This window comes from Bifidobacterium pseudolongum subsp. globosum (genome assembly GCF_000741295.1).
Lineage (GTDB): Bacteria > Actinomycetota > Actinomycetes > Actinomycetales > Bifidobacteriaceae > Bifidobacterium > Bifidobacterium globosum.
Genome location: NZ_JGZG01000005.1, coordinates 371751 through 390409, shown reverse-complemented (window position 1 = coordinate 390409; position 18659 = coordinate 371751). Strand labels below are relative to the sequence as shown.

Sequence of the window (18659 nt, the reverse complement as noted above, 5' to 3'; positions counted from 1 at the left end):
TTATGCATCCCCTGTTCGCGGCCCCTCGCCCTCGTTCGGGGCAGGGGTGGCCGCATGCCGTCCATGCCCATAGGACATTATGTTCACACATCCACAGATTGACACCGGGAATACAATATGCTGGAAAAGCTTCGACCATGGTTTAAGCGCATCATCAACCCCATCGCGAAGGGTATGGCGAAGATCGGCCTGACTGCTAACGCCGTCACGGTGATCGGCGCCGTCGGCACCACAATCGTGGGTATCGCCACCGGCATCACCGGATGGCTGTTCTGGGGGGCGGTGGTCCTGACGTTGCTCGTCATCTTCGACTCCCTGGATGGCTCGGTCGCGCAGCTGACGAACGGCGGCACGCATTTCGGCGCCTTTCTCGACTCCACGCTCGACCGCGTCGCGGACTGGGCTGTGCTCCTAGGCGTCATCATCTATTTCTTCATGCGCAACAACGCGGCGCTGCTGGCAGGCCAACGGCATGATATCACCGCACTCGTCGGCATGGGCGCCGCCATCTATGCGATCATGACGTCGTTCGTCACGTCATACATCCGCGCACGCGCCGAATCCGTCGGCGCCGAAGCGAAAGGCGGCATCGCCACACGCTCGGACAGGCTGACGATCATCCTCGTCGGCATGGCCATCAGTGGCCTGACCCATCAGGACCTGTGGCTCATGGCCACAATGTGCATCCTCGCCGTGCTCGGCACCATCACGATCCTCCAACGCATCCACGAGGCCCGTGTGTCGATCGAAGCCACACTGGACGCCCCCACCAAGGACTGACCGATGGCCAATATGATGGCGTGGCTTGCGAACCATCCGCGGGTGTTGCCCGAGCGGCTGATCCGCGGGGCGTTCCTTGCCGCGGCGGACATCGCATGGCTGTTGCGTGTGGGGTCGGTGCGCCAGCTTGAACGCAATCTGAGCCATGTGCTCGCATGGTCCGCCTCCCAGCCGGAAGCCGCCGGAGTACAACCGGCCCCTGTGGACGCCAAGGCGCTACGGCGGATGTCACACCGCGGCATGCGATCCTATTTCACCTATTTTTCGGAGGCCCTCACCGTCGGGGCGAGGAGCGAGCGCCAGCTCAAAGCCCGTATCCGTGGCACAGGTTCCGGACTGCAGTCGCTCATCGCGCTCACCGCACCGGGGCAGGGGGACCGGTCGGCGCCGATCGCGATGGGCCATCAGGGCAATTGGGATTACGACGGGTTCTGGGCACGGTATGCGGTGGCACCTGTGACTACTGTGGCCGAACGTTTGTCCGATGCACGCATGCTTGAGGTTTTTGTGTCGATTCGTGAGCGCCTCGGCATGCGCATCCTGCTGACCGGAACGCCCCATCTGACCGAACGGCTTGAGGACGAGCTCGCCAATCCCCATGTGGTCGTGCCATTGCTCGCCGACCGGGATTTGAGCAGGCACGGCGAATTCGTCAAGGCCTTCGGCTCGACGATCCGTGTGGCCCGTGGGCCGGCGACCCTTGCGTACGATACGGGCTTGCCGTTGTATGTGGCCAACACCTGTCGTGAACGGCTCACCGGCCACGACAGAAAAGCCGCGGGCACCCCGTATGGGTATGTCTGCGAGATCAGTGGTCCGTTGGACATCGACCGGTACCGTTGCCTTGACCGTGAGGAGGCGATCCACGCTATCAGCCAGGCGTGGGTCGATGTGTGGGCGAAGGGCATTGCCGCGCACCCCGAGGATTGGCATATGCTGCAACCGATTTTTCTTGAGGACCTCGACCTGTCGCGGCTCAAGGACGTGCCGGAACAGATAGCCGCGCTGCGTGCGTACGACCAGTGATGGCCGTGAAGTCCATTCGGTCGGCCACAATGCTCTATATGTCTTCGCAGGAACCATCACTCAGCCATATGCAGGCAGACAGGCGCCCGCTGCGCGTCGGCATCGTCTGCCCCTACTCGTTCGAGACACCCGGTGGCGTGCAGAACCATATTCGGGATTTCTCCGAGGCGCTCATACGCCGCGGACATTCCGTCTCGGTGTTCGCGCCAGGGCGGCGCACGAAGGACATGCCGCTGTGGGTGCAGACGAACGGTTCGTCGTTCGCCATCCCCTATAACGGCTCGTGGGCGCATCTGAGCTATTTCCTCGCCGCTGGACTGCAGACGAGGCGGTGGGTGCGGCAGGGGCAGTTCGACATCGTGCATCTGCACGAACCGGAGGCGCCGTCGGTCAGCCACAAGCCGCTCGTCATGCATGATGCACCGCCGATGGTCGCCACCTTCCATGCGAGCATCGAACCGTACCCGCGTGCGCTCCACATGTTCCAGCGGTATCTGCGGTCGTATCTCGAGCCGTTGAGCCAGGCGATCTTCGTTTCACCGGCGGCCGGCCGCACCGCGGACCATTATCTACCCGAAGGCATGAGAAGGAGCGTCATCCCCAACGGCATCGACCGTTCCGCGTATCTGCACGCCACACCCAACGCGCGATGGCAAGGCAGTGCGCAGCATCCCACAATCGGGTTCCTGGGGCGTCTGGAGGAGGACCGAAAAGGCTTCCCGGTGTTCGTCGACGCGGCGCGTGAGGTGTTGCGCCACTACCCGGGCGCACGGTTCCTGGTGGTCGGCGATGGCAGCAAAGACGCCGAGAAAACCATCCTCGAGCACGAAGGCGGCGAAGAACTCCTCAGGCATTTCGAATTCCTGGGGCGTGTGGATGACGACGACAAGGCCCGGTTCTACAAGTCGCTCGACGTCTATGTGGCCCCGCAGACCGGCGGTGAGAGCTTCGGCATCGTGCTCGCCGAAGCGATGGCAGCAGGCTGCGCCATCGTCGCCTCCGATCTGCCGGCCTTCGTCGATGTGACCGAACAGGGGCAGGACGCCGCACTGTTCGCCAACAAGGACGGGCACGATTGCGCTGCGCGCATATGCGAGCTGCTCGCCGACGAGCAGCGGCGCGATCGGCTCGCCAAAGCCGGACTCAAGCGGTCCAAGGACTTCGACTGGGAGACCGTCGTGGACGAGGTGCTCGCCGTGTACCGGCAGGCCTTGTCTTAGAACCGCCTTAGAATCAACTCGATTACCGTATGTCCATCAATCCACTACCCATCTAGGAGCAATATGTCAGGGCATTCCAAGTGGGCGACCACCAAGCACAAGAAGGCAGCGATCGACGCCAAGCGCGGCAAGCTGTTCGCCAAGCTCATCAAGAACATCGAAATCGCGGCACGTCAGGGCGGCGGCGACCCGGATGGCAATCCGGCGCTGTACGACGCCATCTACAAGGCGAAGAAGAACTCGATGCCGGCCGACAACATCAAGCGCGCCGTCAAGCGCGGCTCGGGTGAGGAAGCCGGCGGCGCCAACTATGAGGAGATCGTGTATGAGGGCTACGCGCCGGCCGGCGTGGGCCTGATCATCGAATGCCTCACCGACAACCGCAACCGTGCGGCCGCGGATGTGCGTTCCACGCTCGGCAAGGGCGGCGGTTCGCTCGCCACAACCGGTTCGGTGAGCTTCAACTTCGAGCGCAAGGGCGCCATCGAGGTCCCGGCCGAAGGCGTGGATTTCGACGACCTGTTCGAGAAGGCCGCCGAAGCGGGCGCCGAGGACGTGACCGACGACGGCGAGACCTACACGGTGCTCACCGACCCGTCCGACCTGATCGCGGTGCGCCAGGCCCTGCAGGACGCCGGCATCGACTATGATTCGGCCGAGATCGTGATGAACCCGAAGAACGAAGTCGAGCTCACCCTCGACGATGCCCGCAAGGTCGCCAAGCTCATCGACAACCTCGACGATCTCGACGACGTGCAGAACATCTACAGCAACTGGACCGCCTCCGACGAGGTCATGGCCCAGCTTGACGAGGAGTAACCGCTCCTGTGATCATCCTAGGCGTTGACCCCGGGCTCACCCGGTGCGGGGTCGGCGTGATCGAAGCCGGCGCCAACCGCCGGCTTTCGTTTATGCACGTCGACGTGGTGCGTTCCGACCCGCACATCTCACAGGACCTGCGGTTGCTGACGATCTACAACGGACTGGCGGCCAAACTCGACGAGTTCATCCCAGACGCCGTGTCGATCGAACGCGTGTTCGCACAAGAGAACCGCAACACCGTGCTGGGCACCGCGCAGGCGGCGGGCATGGCCATGCTCGCCGCCGCGCAACGCGGCATCCCCGTCGCCCTGCACACGCCGACCGAATCGAAACTGGCCATCACCGGCAACGGCAAGGCCGAGAAAATCCAGATGGAACGCATGGTGGCGCGCCTGCTCAACCTCAACACGCTGCCCACACCCGCCGACGCCGCGGATGCATTGGCGATCGCCATCTGCCATGCGTTGCGTCCGCAAGGCGCGCTGCAGGGCGGTGAGCGTGAACAGCACCTGACGCCCGCGCAACGCCAATGGGCGCAGGCCGCGCAGCATGCCACACGGGGCAGGGGAGTCCGCAGAGGCATGTAAACTGCCGAACATATGTTCGAATACCGTCCTAGGAGGTCCCGTGATCGGTCAGCTCACCGGCACCGTGGCCGCCGTCGACTCGACGACCGCGGTCGTCGACGTCAACGGCATCGGCTTCGCGGTGCGCATGCCCAACGCCGACCTGGCCACATTGCACATCGGCAACGCCGCAGTGGTCCACACCGAGATGATGGTCTCACAGGATGCGATCACACTGTACGGGTTCCTGTCCATGGAATCCAAGCGCATGTTCCTGCAATTGCTCAAGGTCAACGGAATCGGCCCCAAGGTGGCACTCTCGCTGCTCTCCACGCTGCCGTCACACCAATTGGCCCAGGCGATCCACGACGAGGACGCCACGGCACTGGCCAAGGCCCCGGGCCTGGGCAAAAAAGGCGCGCAGAAAATCATCCTTGAACTCAAAGGGTCAATAGACTTTGCCGCTGTGGCTCCCGCGGAATCCACATCCACGCTCAAGGCGCCGGATGACGTGGGGATGCACCAGGTGCTCGAAGGGCTCATGTCGTTGGGGTGGCGCCGACAGGATGCGCAGGCCGCGATCGACGAGGTGATGGGCGACCATGACTTCGCCACACCACTTGACACACAGGATGTACCACAGGTGCTGCGGCTGGCCTTGGCCGCACTTGACACGGGGAGGTGAACGGCATGTACGACGACACCGCACAAGGCGGCATGGACAATCAGGGAGCCAATGAGGAATCGCTGCGCATGGTCTCCGCCAACGCCATCGGCAACGAGCCGGTGAGCGACGAAGAGCTGCGTCCACACATCCTCGACGGATTCATCGGGCAACCCCGGCTCAAGGCGCAGCTCCAGCTGTTCCTCGATGCCGCCCGCAAACGCGAAGTGCCACCGGACCACATCCTGCTCGCCGGGCCTCCCGGATTAGGCAAGACCACCCTCGCGATGATCGTGGCCAACGAATTGGGCGTGCCGATCCGTGTGACATCCGGCCCCGCCATCCAGCACGCAGGTGACCTCGCGTCGATTCTCAGCTCGCTCGACGCAGGGGAGGTGCTCTTCATCGACGAGATCCACCGCCTGCCCCGCGCGGCGGAGGAACTGCTGTACATCGCGATGGAGGACTTCCGCGTGGACGTCATGGTGGGCAAAGGACCGGGCGCCTCATCGATTCCCCTGACGCTGCCACGGTTCACCGTCATTGGCGCCACCACGCGCGAAGGCATGCTGCCTTCGCCGTTGCGTGCGCGCTTCGGGTTCACCGCGCATCTGGATTTCTACCCCGACGACGAACTCGAAAAACTCATCGAACGGTCCGCGGCGGTCCTGTCACTGCCGTTGGCGCCCGGATCGTCGGCGCAACTCGCACGCCGTTCACGCGGCACACCGCGCATCGCGAACAGGCTGCTGCGCCGCGTGCGCGACTGGGCGGTGGTGCATGACCTGCCCCAAGTGGAGCCCGACGACGTCAAAGAGGCACTGGCACTGTACCAGATCGACACTGAAGGACTTGACCGCCTCGACATGGCGGTGCTCAATGCGCTCATCCGCAACTTCAACGGTGGACCCGTGGGGCTCAACAACCTTTCGGCCATGGTCGGGGAGGAGGCGGAGACCGTGGAGACGGTCTGCGAGCCGTATCTGGTGCGCGAAGGCTTCATGATGCGTACACCAAAGGGCCGTGTGGCCACTGCGCGCGCATGGGAGCACCTTGGTCTTGTGCTGGCCGACGACGCCGCAGGCGATGTCAGCAAGCTATTCTAGACTGAACCTTCCGTAAGGCCATCGGTTTACCCCATTCCCACGTTCAAGGAGCCCACCCATGCCAATGGAATATCTTTTCCTCATCATCCTGCTCGTCTTCATGATCGGCATGATGTTCTTCCAGACCCGCAAGGCCAAGCAGCAGCAGGAGGAACGCAAGAATTTCTGGAGCAACCTGGCACCGGGCACCGAGATTGTGACAATCGGCGGGCTGATTGGCAAGGTCGTCGAAGTCGACGAGCAGTACGAAGAGATCGTGATCGACAGCGAAGGCACCCTGCTGCGCTTCACGTTCCGTGCGATCAACCGCGAGTATGTGCGCCCCGCCTATGTGAGCGACGACGATGTGGACGAGAACGGCAACCCCATCGACCACAACGCCGACCAACAGGGCGAGCCTGAGCAGATCGAGACCACCGTCGAAGAGACCGTCACCGAAACGGATGACGACGACCAGGCTCCCATGCCGAAGCAGTGAACCGAGCGGGAACCACAATCATCATGACCCATTCGGACATCACCCTTGCCGCATCTGCAACGCTTGACGCCGCGGATGTGGACTATCTCACCTCACTGATTCGTTCGGTCCCTGATTTTCCCAAGCAGGGCATCATGTTCCGCGATTTCATGCCGGTGTTCGCCGATGCCCGGGGACTGCGCATCCTACTGGACGCATTGAACGCCAACCTTCCGGTCGACATCGATGACTTCGACGCCATCGCGGGCCTTGAAGCGCGCGGGTTCCTCTTCGGGCCGGCCATGGCCGCCGAACTGGGCAAAGGTTTCATCGCCGTGCGCAAGGCCGGCAAGCTGCCACCTCCCACATGCACGGAAAGCTACAGCCTTGAATACGGTGAAGCCTCGATTGAGATCGAGCGCGAGGCGATCACGCCGGGCGAACGCATCCTCATCGTCGACGACCTGATCGCCACCGGCGGTTCCGCGTCGGCTGCCCGCGATTTGGTCATTCAATGCGGCGGCACGGTCGCTGGTTTTAGTTTTGTCATGGAGCTGCTCGGCCTTCAAGGCCTGCAGGCGCTGGGCGATTACCCGACGAGCTCGCTGTTGGCGATGCCCGCCTGAGTCCAGTCTCCATACCCGTCCACTACCAAGAGGGATTCATGGATCTTTACGAATACCAGGCCAGGGACCTGCTGGAAGAGCAGGGAATCGAAACCCCGAAGGCCATTTTCGTACGCAACATACAGGATGTGGCCCAAGCCGCGGAGACCATCGGATTCCCCGTGGTCATCAAAGCACAGGTCAAGATCGGTCACCGCGGTCAGGCTGGCGGCGTCAAGATCGCGCACAACCGTGATGAAGCGGTCCAAGCGGCCCAACGGATCCTGCCCATGACGATCCACGGCCATAAGGTGAGCGGCGTGCTTGTGGCGGAGGCCAAGAACATCCTCCATGAGTATTATGTGTCGATTTCCGTGGACCGTGCATCCCGCGATTTTGACGTGCTCGCCACAGCGAACGGCGGCACCGAGGTCGAGGAGATCGCCCGTGAACACCGCGAGTCGGTCAAACGCCTCCATATCAGCGCCCTTGACGATTTCGACCTCGATGCGGCGATGGATATGGCCCGCAGCATCGGGTTCTATCATGCCGACGAAGCGCAGGCGGCGCAGATCCTGCTGCGCATGTGGGAGTGCTTCAAGCACAATGATGCCACGCTTGTGGAGATCAATCCACTCGCCAAGGTCGGTGACCCGGACGATGAGGCGAGCAAGCACCTGTGCGCCCTTGACGCGAAGATCTCGCTCGACGGCAACGCCGCCTTCCGCCATGGCGGCTGGGCGCAGTTCGACAACGCGGACGAGGCTGACCCTTACGAGCGCAGGGCGCAGGAACACGGGTTGCACTATGTGCATCTCAACGGTCAGGTCGGTGTGATTGGCAACGGTGCCGGCCTTGTCATGAGCTCGCTCGACGCGGTCTCGTTCGCCGGACAAGACCAGGGGACCGGTGTGCAGCCGGCCAACTTCCTCGACATCGGCGGCGGCGCTTCGGCGCAGACGATGTGCGCAAGCCTCGAGATCGTGCTGTCCGACCCGCAGGTGCGTTCCGTGCTGATCAACGTGTATGGAGGCATCACATCGTGCGAACAGGTGGCGCTCGGCATTCTCGAGGCCATTGACGAGCTCAACGTGACCAAGCCGCTTGTGGTCCGTTTCGACGGCAACGCGGCCGCGGAGGGCTTGCGCATCCTTGCGCAGGCGCAACGGCCGAACATCCATGTGGAACAGACGATGGAGCTCGCGGCGGCCGAAGCGGCACGCCTTGCGGCTAACGGCGGGGAGGAGACCAAATGACTGTCTTCATCGAGGACGACGCACCGGTCATCGTACAGGGCATGACCGGGCATCAGGGTATGACACATACCGCGCGCATGCTCAAGGCCGGCACCAACATCGTAGGCGGTGTCAATCCACGCAAGGCCGGCACCACCGTGCCATTCACGATGGAAGACGGCACGGTGCGCGACATTCCGGTGTTCGCCACATGCCAAGAGGCGAAGGCCGCCACCGGTGCGGTGGCCAGCGTGGTGTTCGTGCCGCCGAAATTCGCCAAGGGCGCGGTCGTCGAGGCCGTCGAGGCCGGATTCGACGTCGTTGTCGTCATCACCGAAGGCATTCCCGTCGCGGATAGCGCCTATTTCGTGGAACTCGCCCTGCGCAACGGCGTGCGCATCGTCGGCCCGAATTGCCCGGGTCTGATGACCCTCGCCTCGTCCAGCGAATCGCATGGCGTCAATCTGGGCATCATCCCCGACGGCATCGTGTCGCGAGGCCCATTGGGACTCGTGTCCAAGTCCGGCACGTTGACCTACCAGCTCATGGGCGAACTCTCCGACATCGGGTTCACCGCATGCCTTGGCGCCGGTGGCGACCCGATTGTCGGCACCACATTGCAGGAGGCTCTTGCCGCTTTCGAGGCCGATCCGGACACGAAGGCCGTCATGATGATCGGCGAAATCGGCGGCAGCGCCGAACAGGACGCCGCGCAATGGGCGCATGAGCATATGACCAAGCCAGTCGTGGCGTACATCGCAGGGTTCACCGCCCCCGAAGGCAAGCAGATGGGCCATGCCGGCGCCATCGTGTCCGGAGGCAAGGGCACAGCCCAGGACAAGCAGGAGGCGCTTGAAGCGGTGGGCATCAAGGTCGGGCGTACGCCCGCACAGGCGGCCGCCTTCATGCGCGAGGTACTCGCTTCGCTGTAATGGAGAAACGTCTGGTTCCATGGATTAAAGGCATCGCCGCCGCAGTGGCGGCGATGCTCATCTATGCCGTGCCATTGGGGTTGATGACGGCACTCGTGTTGCTCGTGGCGGCCATGGAGGAAGGCAGCAATGTGCTGTCGGCACAGACCGTGCCATTATCCAAGGCGGTCATCCTGCTCAGCGAGGGCGTCGGCTTCCAAGGCGGCTCCATCGTGATGGGCGTGACCCCATTGCTGCTCACGATCCTGTTGATTGCGTTGATTCGCACGGTCTGTACCAAGACCAGCACCGATCCGCGGGCGTTCGTCTCGGGCGCCGTGGTCTGGCTGCTCCTGCAGCACGTGCTGATGAGCGGATTGCATGTTCGCCTCGAGGACAGCACCGGCGTAGTGATGGGCAAAGCCCTGCTTATCTACACGCTGGGCTACCTGCTCGCGGCGGTTCCCCATATGCCGTTGCTTGGTGTGACGAAGAACTACATCCGCCGGTACGCGTCGGCGCCGGTACGCCATTCCATCCGTGTCGGCGTGCGCACGGCGCTGATTCTGCTTGCCGGTGTGGCGCTTGTCGGTCTGGGGACCGTCATCGTGTGGATAACGCTCGGCCACCATCAGATGTCCGCTTGGTTCGATGCGCTCCATATGCAGACCGGTTCGCGCGTGCTCATGTGCGTCATCGGTCTGGCATGGCTTCCCAATGTCTGCCTGTGGGCCATCTCATGGCTGTTCGGCGCCGGATTCTCCATCGGTGAGGCGGCCAACTACACCCTGTGGTCGTCCACGACGCAGGACCTGCCGCCACTGCCGTTGTTCGCGTTGTTCCCGCAAGCGATCGACCACGATGCACTGCGCACGGCCGTCATGCTCATCCCACTGGGTTTGGGCATTGCAGTGGGGCTGTCCATGTTGTTCGCGCGCAGCGGCTTCCATATCCGCCTCAAGCAGGATTCGCTTGACATGCGCAGCCTGCTCATGGATTTTGCATACCCTGCTGGCGCGTTCTGCATCAGCGCCGCGGTGCTGTCGATCGTCAACGCGATCGTGTTCCCCCTAGCCAACGGTTCGCTGGGATTGCACCGCCTCGCCCATGTGGGCGTGGACGTGCGCCAGGCCACCAACGCGGTGGCGCGTCCATGCTCCATCGGTCTGTTCATCGCGTGGGGCGCGGTGCTCGTCATCATCGCCGTCGTGTTCACCGTACGTTGGGGTATGGCACGGCACGCGGCCGATTCCCATTCCTCCTCAGCCAAGCCCCTTGGCGAGGACCAAGTAACAGAGAAGCCGGAGTCCACCCATCGCGTGGTGAACTCAACACCACAGAAGGAGAAGCAAGGTGACGACGAACCGACCGCTACGACGGGCCTTGGTGTCCGTATACCATAAGGAAGGCATTGAAGTCCTCGCCCAGGCGTTCATTCAGGCCGGAACAGAAGTGGTCTCCACCGGTTCCACCGCGGCCAAGCTCAAGGAGCTGGGCGTGCAGGTGACGGAAGTCTCGCAGGTCACGGGCTTCCCGGAATGCCTTGATGGCAGAGTCAAGACGCTCGATCCTCATATCCACGCCGGCATCCTCGCCGACATGACGAATCCGGACCACGCCCAGCAGCTCGAATCGTTCGGCATCAAGCCGTTCGACCTGGTCGTGGTGAATCTCTACCCATTCGCCGACACCGTGCGTTCAGGCGCGGACAACGCGGCCATCATCGAGAAGATCGATATCGGCGGCCCCTCCATGGTGCGCGGCGCCGCCAAGAACAGTGCTACCGTGGCCATTGTGACCGACCCGGCCGATTACGCGCTCGTCGCGGGCCGTATCGCCGACGGCACCGGATTCTCGCTTGACGAACGCCGTTGGCTCGCTGGCAAGGCCTTCGCCCACACCGCGGCCTATGACGCCACAATCAACGAGTGGACGAGCGCGCACTGGCCCAAGCCGGCTTCAATCGAAGACAACAGCGAGGGCGCCGACGCCATGGAAGATGCCAAGCTCAAGCAGTTCCCGCAGACCTACACGCGGTCGTGGGACCGTGCGCATGTGCTGCGGTACGGCGAGAACCCGCATCAGGACGCCGCGCTGTACCTCGACCCGCTCAATACACGCGGGTTCGCGAACGCGGAGCAGCTGGGCGGTAAGCCGATGAGCTACAACAACTACGTCGATGCCGACGCCGCATGGCGCGCCGTGTGGGATTTCGCCCCGCAGATCGCCGTCGCCGTGGTCAAGCACAACAACCCGTGCGGTCTTGCAGTGGCCGCGACGGCCGCCGAAGCGCACCGCAAGGCGCATGCGTGCGACCCGATGAGCGCCTATGGCGGTGTGATCGCCACCAACAGCACCGTGACGCTCGACATGGCACAGAGCGTGCGCCCCATCTTCACCGAAGTGATCGTGGCGCCCGACTATGAGCCCGAGGCGTTGGCCCTGCTGCAGGAGAAAAAGAAGAACCTGCGCATCCTCAAGGTGGCCGAGCCGCCGAAGTCCAAGCTCCAGTTCCGCCAGATCGACGGTGGCCTGCTGGTGCAGAGCACCGACCTGATCGACGCCACCGGTGACATGCCGGATGCTTGGAAGCTCGTCGCCGGTGAAGCCGCCGACGAACAGACCCTCAAGGAACTCGAGTTCGCATGGCGCGCTGTGCGGTGCGTGAAGTCCAACGCAATCCTCATCGCCGATGACATGGCCACCGTCGGCATCGGCATGGGCCAAGTCAACCGCGTGGACTCCGCGAACCTCGCCGTCGAACGCGCCAACACGCTCGATGAGGGGCGCAACCGCACGCAGGGCGCCGTAGCCGCGTCCGACGCATTCTTCCCGTTCGCAGATGGTGCGCAGATCCTCATCGACGCCGGTGTCAAGGCCATTGTGCAGCCCGGCGGTTCAATCCGTGACGAAGAGGTGTTCGAGGCGGCACGCAAGGCCAATGTGACCATGTACGTCACGGGCACGCGCCACTTCTTCCACTGATACCCAATAATTCAATCCATCCAGTCGCTGAAAGGTCGTGGACGGCATGAACCGCCATCATCCATTCGTTTCGGAACGCCATGAGGGCAAACCGTGGTTTGAATGGTGCGTATGCGTGTGCGTCATTGTCTCCACGGCCTTGGCGGCGTTCGGATACACGATGGCCGCCACGGTTGTTCTTGCCGTGGCGGCCATCGGTTCCGGTGTGTTGCGCCTCGTATTGCGCGAGCGCAGCCCTTGGAAGATTCGCTCGATGCCGTTCGATGCCTGTTGCGGCATCGGATTCGGCGTGGCGCTATTGGCGCTCTACCTGAGCATCTTCCTGCTCAATCACTGAGTAATCGGCATCGGCCTGGGTGCCCGTGAGTGCCGTCGTGGCCACTTCGTCCTCAACCGAGGGGATGTCGGTGTCGTTCGCGGTCTGATCTTCGACCATGGCCGCTTCAGCCACGTCATCGGAACCATCCTTGCCGGCCGAACGATTCGACAGCAGCTGCGCCACGATCATCACAAGGGCAACGAGTGCCGCGGCGAGGATCGAGCTGACCCAGAAGACCCAGAGCTGCGAGAGCGGGTTGACCGTCAGGCTCTTGTTCGACGCGAACACGGCGATGCCGGTCGGGCGCAGCGGGTTCACGGCGGCGCCGGTGATCGGGTAGGCCATCGCGGTCGCCGCGGCATAGGCCAGGCCCATGATCAGCGTGTGCTGGCGGGTGGGGGCACCATCGCGCTTCATCGACTGCATGGCGGCGGCCACAACGATGATCGACGCGATGAGTTCGATGACGATGGCCATGGCCACGCTGTAGGTGAGGCCCATCTGTGTCAGTGTCGCATACAGCGACGAGCCCTCATCGTAGCCGTTGATCACGAGGGAGAGCCACTGGCTCACCGGCACCGACTCGGAGGACGGCAGCAGGAACAGGAACAGCGCGCCGGCCGCGACCGCGCCCAGCAGCTGTGCGATGATGTACAGCACACCGTCGATCACACGGGTCTTCGAGGTGAGCATGGCGGCCACGGTGATGGCCGGGTTGAACTGTGCGCCAGAGACCTTGGCGAAGATGGCGGTCATGGCCGCGTACACCACACCGGTGCCCAACGCGATGTAGGCGAGGTTCACGTTGTAGAACGCGGAACCGAACGAACACATGATGTAGATGGAGAAGCAGATCAGCAGGCTTCCCGCGAATTCCGCGCACATGCGCGACCAGATGCTGTGTTGGCGCCGGGTGGGCGCGAGCGTTTCGTTGTCAACAGCAGTCATATCTTTCCTTTATCCTTATATGGCGTCATCGGGCCGGGCCCGTGACGCGACTGCCTGTTTTCGGCAGTCACGCTGTACAATACTAGCCAGTGCCCTTGCCAGCCACAAAGCGGTTCCGCGAGGATGCACCGATACTGGAACGGCCACGTTGGGAGAACGATGCCACACGCATATAGTCAAGCAAAGAAAACCCGCAACACCGAGCATGAAGGCATACGTTTGCAAAAACTGCTCGCCCAGGCGGGATATGGGTCGCGCCGCAAGTGCGAGGAGATGATCACCGACGGCCGCGTCGAAATCGACGGAGAGCTGGTGACCGAATTGGGCACACGGGTCGACCCCCATACACAACAGGTGCGCGTGGATGGTTCCCGCGTGCGCCTCAACCCCAACCACGTCACCCTCGCGCTCAACAAGCCGCGCAAGGTGCTCAGCGCCATGGAGGACCCGAAGGGCCGCTACACGCTGCGCGACATCGTGGGTGACAAATACGAGCGCATCTTCCACATGGGGCGCCTCGACTACGATTCCGAGGGCCTGATCCTCATGACGAACGACGGCGAGCTGAGCCAACATGTGATGCACCCGAAATACGAGGTGGAGAAGACGTACATCGCCACGCTCGAGGGCCATATGAGCGGCAATGTGTGCCGTCGTCTGGTGCGCACCGGCGTGCAGCTCGATGACGGCTGGATCAAGCTCGACCATTGCTCGATCATCGACTCGAACCGTGAAAACACCATCGTCAAGGTCACACTGCATTCGGGCAAGAACCGCATTGTGCGCCGCATCTTCGGCGCGATCGGCTTCCCGGTGCGCCGTCTGGTGCGCACGCAGATCGGTCCGATCAAGCTCGGTGACCTCAAGCCGGGTTCCTACCGTGTGCTGTCGCAGACCGAGGTCCGTTCGCTGTCCAAGGAGGTCGGACTATGATTCGCGTAGCCATGGACGGCCCCGCCGGGGTCGGCAAATCATCCACCGCCAAGGCGCTGGCGAAGTATTTCGATTTCGCATACCTCGACACTGGCGCCATGTACCGCGCGGCCACATGGTGGTGCCTGCATCAGGGCATCGATCTTGACGCCACACCGGTGGACGAGCAGCTGGTGACCGAGACCGTGGCCGCACTGTTCACGGAAGGCCACTTCGACATCAGCGTCGACCCCGACACGCCAGACAACGACCGTGTGTTCTGCAATTACGAGAACATCAGTGAGGCCATCCGTTCCAGCGAGATCAGCGCGCATGTCTCGGTCGTGTCTTCGATGATCCCCGTGCGCCATGTGCTCATTGCCGCACAGCGCGCGTACATCGCCGAGGAGTCGACGGAGCTGGGCTTTTCCGAAGGCCGTGGCATCGTCGTCGAAGGCCGTGACATCACCGATGTGGTGGCGCCGAACGCCGAGGTGCGCATCCTGCTGACGGCGCGCGACGACGTGCGTCAGGCACGCCGCGCGCATCAAGCGAGCAACGGCGCGGCCGGTGCCGAAAACGTCGCCGCGCGCGATGCCGCGGATTCCAAGGTCACCAATTTCACGGTCGCCGAGGACGGCGTGACGACGATCGACAATTCTGATCTGACGTTCGAACAGACGCTCGACATCATGATCGGACTCGTCGACGACGCCATCGAAGAACAGGAATACGCCGAATACGCGTCCAATCTCGAAGGATACGAACTCGACGAAGGCGACGAAGCGCTCATTGATGGCTCGGCGTTCATCTCCGGAGAGAACACCGAGCGCAAGAAGGAAGTCGGGGTGCTCGCCATTGTGGGTCGCCCGAACGTCGGCAAGTCCACGCTCGTCAACCGTGTGCTCGGCAGGCGCGCCGCCGTCGTCGAGGACACTCCCGGAGTGACGCGCGACCGCGTGAGCTACGACGCCGAGTGGGCCGGCACCGACTTCAAACTCGTGGACACCGGCGGCTGGGAGGCCGACGTCGAGGGCATCGAATCCGCAATTGCGTCACAGGCGCAGATCGCCGTCGAGCTCGCCGATGCCGTGGTGTTCGTCGTGGACGGCCAGGTGGGCCTGACGACGACCGACGAGCGCATCGTGCGCATGCTACGTGCCGCCGGCAAGCCGGTCATCGTGGCGGTGAACAAGGTCGACGACCAGATGAGCGAGTACATGGCCGCAGAATTCTGGAAGCTCGGATTGGGAGAACCGTATCCGATCTCCGCGATGCATGGCAGGGGAGTGGGCGATCTGCTCGACGCCGCGATGGATGCGTTGAAGAGCGCAGAACGCACGTCCGGGTTCCTCACCCCATCCCATCTGCGCCGTGTGGCACTTGTGGGACGCCCGAACGTCGGCAAGTCGTCGCTGCTCAACCAGCTGGCGCATGCGCAGCGCTCGGTCGTGAACGACCTGGCGGGCACGACGCGCGATCCGGTGGATGAGATCGTCGACATCGACGGCGAGGACTACCTGTTCATCGACACCGCAGGCATCAAACGCCGCCAACACAAGCTTTCCGGCGCCGAATACTATTCGTCGCTGCGCACGCAGGCGGCGATCGAACGTGCCGAGCTCGCGCTCGTGCTGTTCGACGCCTCGCAGCCTATTTCCGATCAAGACCTCAAGGTGATGAGTTCGGCGGTCGACGCCGGGCGCGCCGTGGTGCTTGTCTTCAACAAGTGGGACCTCATGGACGAATTCGACCGGCAGCGCATGGAGCGCCTGTGGAAAACCGAATTCGACCGCGTGACCTGGGCACAGCGCGTCAATCTCTCCGCGAAGACCGGATGGCATACCAACCGTCTGTCGCGCGCGATGACCACGGCGCTCGAATCGTGGGACAAGCGCATTCCGACAGGCAAGCTCAATGCGTTCCTGGGCAAGATCCAAGCCGCACACCCGCATCCGCTGCGTGGAGGCAAGCAGCCGCGCATCCTGTTCGCCACGCAGGCGTCGAACCGGCCACCCCGGTTCGTGGTGTTCGCCACAGGCTTCCTTGAGCACGGCTACCGTCGGTTCCTGGAACGGTCGCTGCGTGAGGAATTCGGATTCGAGGGGTCGCCGATCCAGATTTCGGTGAACATCCGAGAGAAGAAGCGCCGCAAGTAGCGCAAACATCAATGCCCGCCGCATAGTGACATGCGGCGGGCATTTGTTTGTCGGACCAGCGGGATTTGAACCCGCGACCCCTTGACCCCCAGTCAAGTGCGCTACCAAACTGCGCTATGGTCCGAACGGCGCTTCGTGCACCAAGAGAACAATATAGCACAGGGGTGGACGCAACACGCCAATCGAGCATCTGCATGCCCGAATACACCATCTAGCATTCCATGGCGCCCGAGATGAATCATTCAGCTTTTCGCTGCATCAGCGATTGGTGAATTGCGATGGTTCATTGCGGAATAATGTAAGTGTATTAGCAGAGAATTAGACATACACACAATATGGCCGCTACACTGGTACACGAAATTGATAAGTAGAAAGGGATTGGTCACTACCATGGCCGACGCATTTGAACGCTCCGAACACAAGATGCGGGAGCATGGCATGAGCGACACCGCCATTGCGCAGTTCGAGCACCTGTATGAGGTGTGGAGCAACGAGGAGAGCACCAGCTGGATCCGCGAAGAGGAAGTGGAACCGATCACGGACATCCCCAGTTTCCACGATGTCTACGAGACAATCAATCACGAAAAAGCCGTGGATGCGTTCGCCAAGACCGCATTCCTCAAGCTCAACGGCGGGCTGGGCACGTCGATGGGCCTCGACTACGCGAAGTCGCTGCTGCCGGTGCGCCGGCACAAAGCCAAGCCGATGCGGTTCCTCGACATCATCCTCGGGCAGGTCGTCACTGCCCGCAAGCGGTTGGGTGTCGCGTTGCCGTTGACTCTCATGGACTCGTTCCGCACCTCGCGAGACACGATGGCGGCGGTGGCCAAGGACCGCCATTTCGAACAGAAAGACGTGCCCGTCGAAATCATCCAGCATGTGGAGCCGAAGATCGACGTGGCCACCGGCGAACCGGTGACATGGGAGACGAATCCCGATTTGGAATGGTGCCCACCGGGGCATGGCGACCTCTATTCCACGCTGTGGGAATCCGGCCTGCTCGACATCCTCGAGGAACAGGGCTACCGTTATCTGTTCATCTCGAATTCCGACAACCTCGGAGCGCGTCCATCGCGCACACTGGCCCAGCATTTCGAGAACACCGGCGCCCCGTTCATGATCGAGGTGGCACGCCGCACCGAGGCCGACCGCAAGGGCGGCCACATCGTGCGCGACGTGGTGACCGGGCGCCTGATGCTGCGCGAGATGACGCAGGTGGCGGACGAGGACCGCGCCGATGCAATGGACATCCACAAGCACCCGTTCTTCAACACCAACAACATCTGGGTGCGCATCGACGTGTTGCGCAAGAAGCTCGCCGAATACAACGGCGTGCTCCCACTGCCGGTGATCCGCAACTACAAGACGGTGGACCCCACCGACCCGACTTCGACGAAGGTCGTGCAGCTCGAAACGGCGATGGGCGCCGCGGTGAACCTGTTCAATGGCTCGATCTGCGTCGAGGTGGACCGCATGCGGTTCCTGCCGGTGAAGACGACGGACGACCTGTTCATCATGCGTTCCGACCGGTTCCACCTGACCGATTCGTACGAGATGGAGGACGGCGATTACCATTTCCCGAACGTGAGGCTCGACAAACGGTTCTACAAGAACATCCGCGATTTTGAGGAACGGTTCCCGTACGGTGTGCCGTCCATCGCCGCGGCCGCGTCGTTCGAGGTGCAGGGCGATTGGACCTTTGGCCGCAACGTCTCGTTGTTCGGGGACGCCCGTTTGAAGGACGAAGGGCATCCGAGCTATGTGCCCAACGGTGAATATGTGGGATCACAGGGCATAGAGCCCGATGAATGGTTGTGATGGTGTGTTCGCGATATAAGAAAATCAGGGTTTTTTTGGGATTTTGTCCAACGTTCCCCAAAAAACCCTCTATCATGGATAACGGGTGTGCGCGATGAACACATGCACACACTTACTGGAAACTTT

Annotated in this window: 18 protein-coding genes and 1 tRNA gene; 17 read left to right on the top strand and 2 right to left on the bottom strand. The window is 62.5% G+C overall.

Annotated elements, in window-relative coordinates; all coding sequences use genetic code 11:
• The first annotated feature begins 117 nt into the window (after positions 1–117).
• From pgsA to BPSG_RS08405, 14 genes are all read left to right on the top strand, one after another.
• Positions 118–780, top strand: coding sequence for a phosphatidylinositol phosphate synthase (gene pgsA / locus BPSG_RS03905; protein WP_026643058.1), 663 nt, complete (start codon positions 118–120; stop codon positions 778–780).
• A gap of 3 nt (positions 781–783) precedes the next feature.
• Positions 784–1806 carry a phosphatidylinositol mannoside acyltransferase gene (locus BPSG_RS03900; RefSeq protein ID WP_026643057.1) on the top strand — a complete coding sequence of 341 codons (1023 nt, stop codon included), beginning with the start codon at positions 784–786 and terminating at the stop codon, positions 1804–1806.
• Between the two features lie 38 nt (positions 1807–1844).
• The gene (locus tag BPSG_RS03895) at positions 1845–3026 is read left to right on the top strand and encodes a glycosyltransferase family 4 protein (protein ID WP_236822924.1); all 1182 of its coding nucleotides are present in this window, start codon (positions 1845–1847) and stop codon (positions 3024–3026) included.
• 63 nt (positions 3027–3089) lie between these two features.
• Positions 3090–3845, top strand: a complete 756-nt coding sequence (locus BPSG_RS03890; protein WP_026643055.1) for a YebC/PmpR family DNA-binding transcriptional regulator — start codon at positions 3090–3092, stop codon at positions 3843–3845.
• 8 nt (positions 3846–3853) lie between these two features.
• On the top strand, positions 3854–4435 hold the full coding sequence (ruvC, locus tag BPSG_RS03885; protein ID WP_026643053.1) for a crossover junction endodeoxyribonuclease RuvC: 582 nt from the start codon (positions 3854–3856) through the stop codon (positions 4433–4435).
• 40 nt (positions 4436–4475) lie between these two features.
• Positions 4476–5099, top strand: coding sequence for a Holliday junction branch migration protein RuvA (gene ruvA / locus BPSG_RS03880; protein WP_026643052.1), 624 nt, complete (start codon positions 4476–4478; stop codon positions 5097–5099).
• A 5-nt stretch (positions 5100–5104) separates the two neighbouring features.
• A complete protein-coding gene (gene ruvB, locus BPSG_RS03875) occupies positions 5105–6184 on the top strand; it encodes a Holliday junction branch migration DNA helicase RuvB (protein ID WP_026643051.1) in 1080 nt (359 codons plus the stop codon).
• A 64-nt stretch (positions 6185–6248) separates the two neighbouring features.
• Complete coding sequence (gene yajC / locus BPSG_RS03870; protein WP_026643050.1) at positions 6249–6662, top strand: preprotein translocase subunit YajC; 414 nt, start codon at positions 6249–6251, stop codon at positions 6660–6662.
• Positions 6663–6685: 23 nt separating this feature from the next.
• Positions 6686–7267, top strand: a complete 582-nt coding sequence (locus BPSG_RS03865; protein WP_026643049.1) for an adenine phosphoribosyltransferase — start codon at positions 6686–6688, stop codon at positions 7265–7267.
• 38 nt (positions 7268–7305) lie between these two features.
• Positions 7306–8502 carry an ADP-forming succinate--CoA ligase subunit beta gene (gene sucC / locus BPSG_RS03860; RefSeq protein WP_026643048.1) on the top strand — a complete coding sequence of 399 codons (1197 nt, stop codon included), beginning with the start codon at positions 7306–7308 and terminating at the stop codon, positions 8500–8502.
• A complete protein-coding gene (sucD, locus tag BPSG_RS03855) occupies positions 8499–9413 on the top strand; it encodes a succinate--CoA ligase subunit alpha (RefSeq protein ID WP_022857497.1) in 915 nt (304 codons plus the stop codon). Before sucC ends, sucD begins: the two co-directional genes overlap by 4 nt.
• On the top strand, positions 9413–10795 hold the full coding sequence (locus BPSG_RS03850; RefSeq protein ID WP_026643047.1) for a cell division protein PerM: 1383 nt from the start codon (positions 9413–9415) through the stop codon (positions 10793–10795). Before sucD ends, BPSG_RS03850 begins: the two co-directional genes overlap by 1 nt.
• Positions 10746–12377, top strand: coding sequence for a bifunctional phosphoribosylaminoimidazolecarboxamide formyltransferase/IMP cyclohydrolase (gene purH / locus BPSG_RS03845; protein ID WP_026643046.1), 1632 nt, complete (start codon positions 10746–10748; stop codon positions 12375–12377). The genes BPSG_RS03850 and purH overlap by 50 nt, the downstream gene beginning before the upstream one ends.
• A gap of 46 nt (positions 12378–12423) precedes the next feature.
• Complete coding sequence (locus tag BPSG_RS08405; RefSeq protein ID WP_080699162.1) at positions 12424–12714, top strand: DUF3017 domain-containing protein; 291 nt, start codon at positions 12424–12426, stop codon at positions 12712–12714.
• Here BPSG_RS08405 and BPSG_RS03835 read toward each other — a convergent pair.
• Complete coding sequence (locus BPSG_RS03835) at positions 12673–13644, bottom strand: MIP/aquaporin family protein (protein ID WP_026643044.1); 972 nt, start codon at positions 13642–13644, stop codon at positions 12673–12675. The two genes, BPSG_RS08405 and BPSG_RS03835, sit on opposite strands and share 42 nt — an antisense overlap.
• A gap of 159 nt (positions 13645–13803) precedes the next feature.
• Between BPSG_RS03835 and BPSG_RS03830 the strand changes: the two genes are divergently transcribed.
• Positions 13804–14577, top strand: coding sequence for a pseudouridine synthase (locus tag BPSG_RS03830; RefSeq protein WP_022857494.1), 774 nt, complete (start codon positions 13804–13806; stop codon positions 14575–14577).
• Positions 14574–16715, top strand: a complete 2142-nt coding sequence (gene der, locus BPSG_RS03825) for a bifunctional cytidylate kinase/GTPase Der (protein ID WP_026643043.1) — start codon at positions 14574–14576, stop codon at positions 16713–16715. The genes BPSG_RS03830 and der overlap by 4 nt, the downstream gene beginning before the upstream one ends.
• 50 nt (positions 16716–16765) lie before the next feature.
• Here the strand turns inward: der and BPSG_RS03820 are convergent.
• A tRNA-Pro gene (locus BPSG_RS03820) sits at positions 16766–16839 on the bottom strand.
• Between the two features lie 266 nt (positions 16840–17105).
• Between BPSG_RS03820 and BPSG_RS03815 the strand changes: the two genes are divergently transcribed.
• Positions 17106–18533, top strand: coding sequence for a UTP--glucose-1-phosphate uridylyltransferase (locus BPSG_RS03815; RefSeq protein WP_026643042.1), 1428 nt, complete (start codon positions 17106–17108; stop codon positions 18531–18533).
• Positions 18534–18659 lie beyond the last annotated feature (126 nt).

What these genes read in the sequence shown, in the direction of transcription:
- BPSG_RS03815 (WP_026643042.1), top strand. Translation starts at nt 17,106, where the DNA reads ATGGCCGACGCATTTGAACGCTCCGAACACAAGATGCGGGAGCATGGC.
- ruvB (WP_026643051.1), top strand. Translation starts at nt 5,105, where the DNA reads ATGTACGACGACACCGCACAAGGCGGCATGGACAATCAGGGAGCCAAT.
- BPSG_RS03900 (WP_026643057.1), top strand. Translation starts at nt 784, where the DNA reads ATGGCCAATATGATGGCGTGGCTTGCGAACCATCCGCGGGTGTTGCCC.
- pgsA (WP_026643058.1), top strand. Translation starts at nt 118, where the DNA reads ATGCTGGAAAAGCTTCGACCATGGTTTAAGCGCATCATCAACCCCATC.
- der (WP_026643043.1), top strand. Translation starts at nt 14,574, where the DNA reads ATGATTCGCGTAGCCATGGACGGCCCCGCCGGGGTCGGCAAATCATCC.
- BPSG_RS08405 (WP_080699162.1), top strand. Translation starts at nt 12,424, where the DNA reads ATGAACCGCCATCATCCATTCGTTTCGGAACGCCATGAGGGCAAACCG.
- BPSG_RS03895 (WP_236822924.1), top strand. Translation starts at nt 1,845, where the DNA reads ATGTCTTCGCAGGAACCATCACTCAGCCATATGCAGGCAGACAGGCGC.
- yajC (WP_026643050.1), top strand. Translation starts at nt 6,249, where the DNA reads ATGGAATATCTTTTCCTCATCATCCTGCTCGTCTTCATGATCGGCATG.
- sucC (WP_026643048.1), top strand. Translation starts at nt 7,306, where the DNA reads ATGGATCTTTACGAATACCAGGCCAGGGACCTGCTGGAAGAGCAGGGA.
- BPSG_RS03835 (WP_026643044.1), bottom strand. Translation starts at nt 13,644, where the DNA reads ATGACTGCTGTTGACAACGAAACGCTCGCGCCCACCCGGCGCCAACAC.
- sucD (WP_022857497.1), top strand. Translation starts at nt 8,499, where the DNA reads ATGACTGTCTTCATCGAGGACGACGCACCGGTCATCGTACAGGGCATG.
- BPSG_RS03830 (WP_022857494.1), top strand. Translation starts at nt 13,804, where the DNA reads ATGCCACACGCATATAGTCAAGCAAAGAAAACCCGCAACACCGAGCAT.
- BPSG_RS03890 (WP_026643055.1), top strand. Translation starts at nt 3,090, where the DNA reads ATGTCAGGGCATTCCAAGTGGGCGACCACCAAGCACAAGAAGGCAGCG.
- BPSG_RS03850 (WP_026643047.1), top strand. Translation starts at nt 9,413, where the DNA reads ATGGAGAAACGTCTGGTTCCATGGATTAAAGGCATCGCCGCCGCAGTG.
- BPSG_RS03865 (WP_026643049.1), top strand. Translation starts at nt 6,686, where the DNA reads ATGACCCATTCGGACATCACCCTTGCCGCATCTGCAACGCTTGACGCC.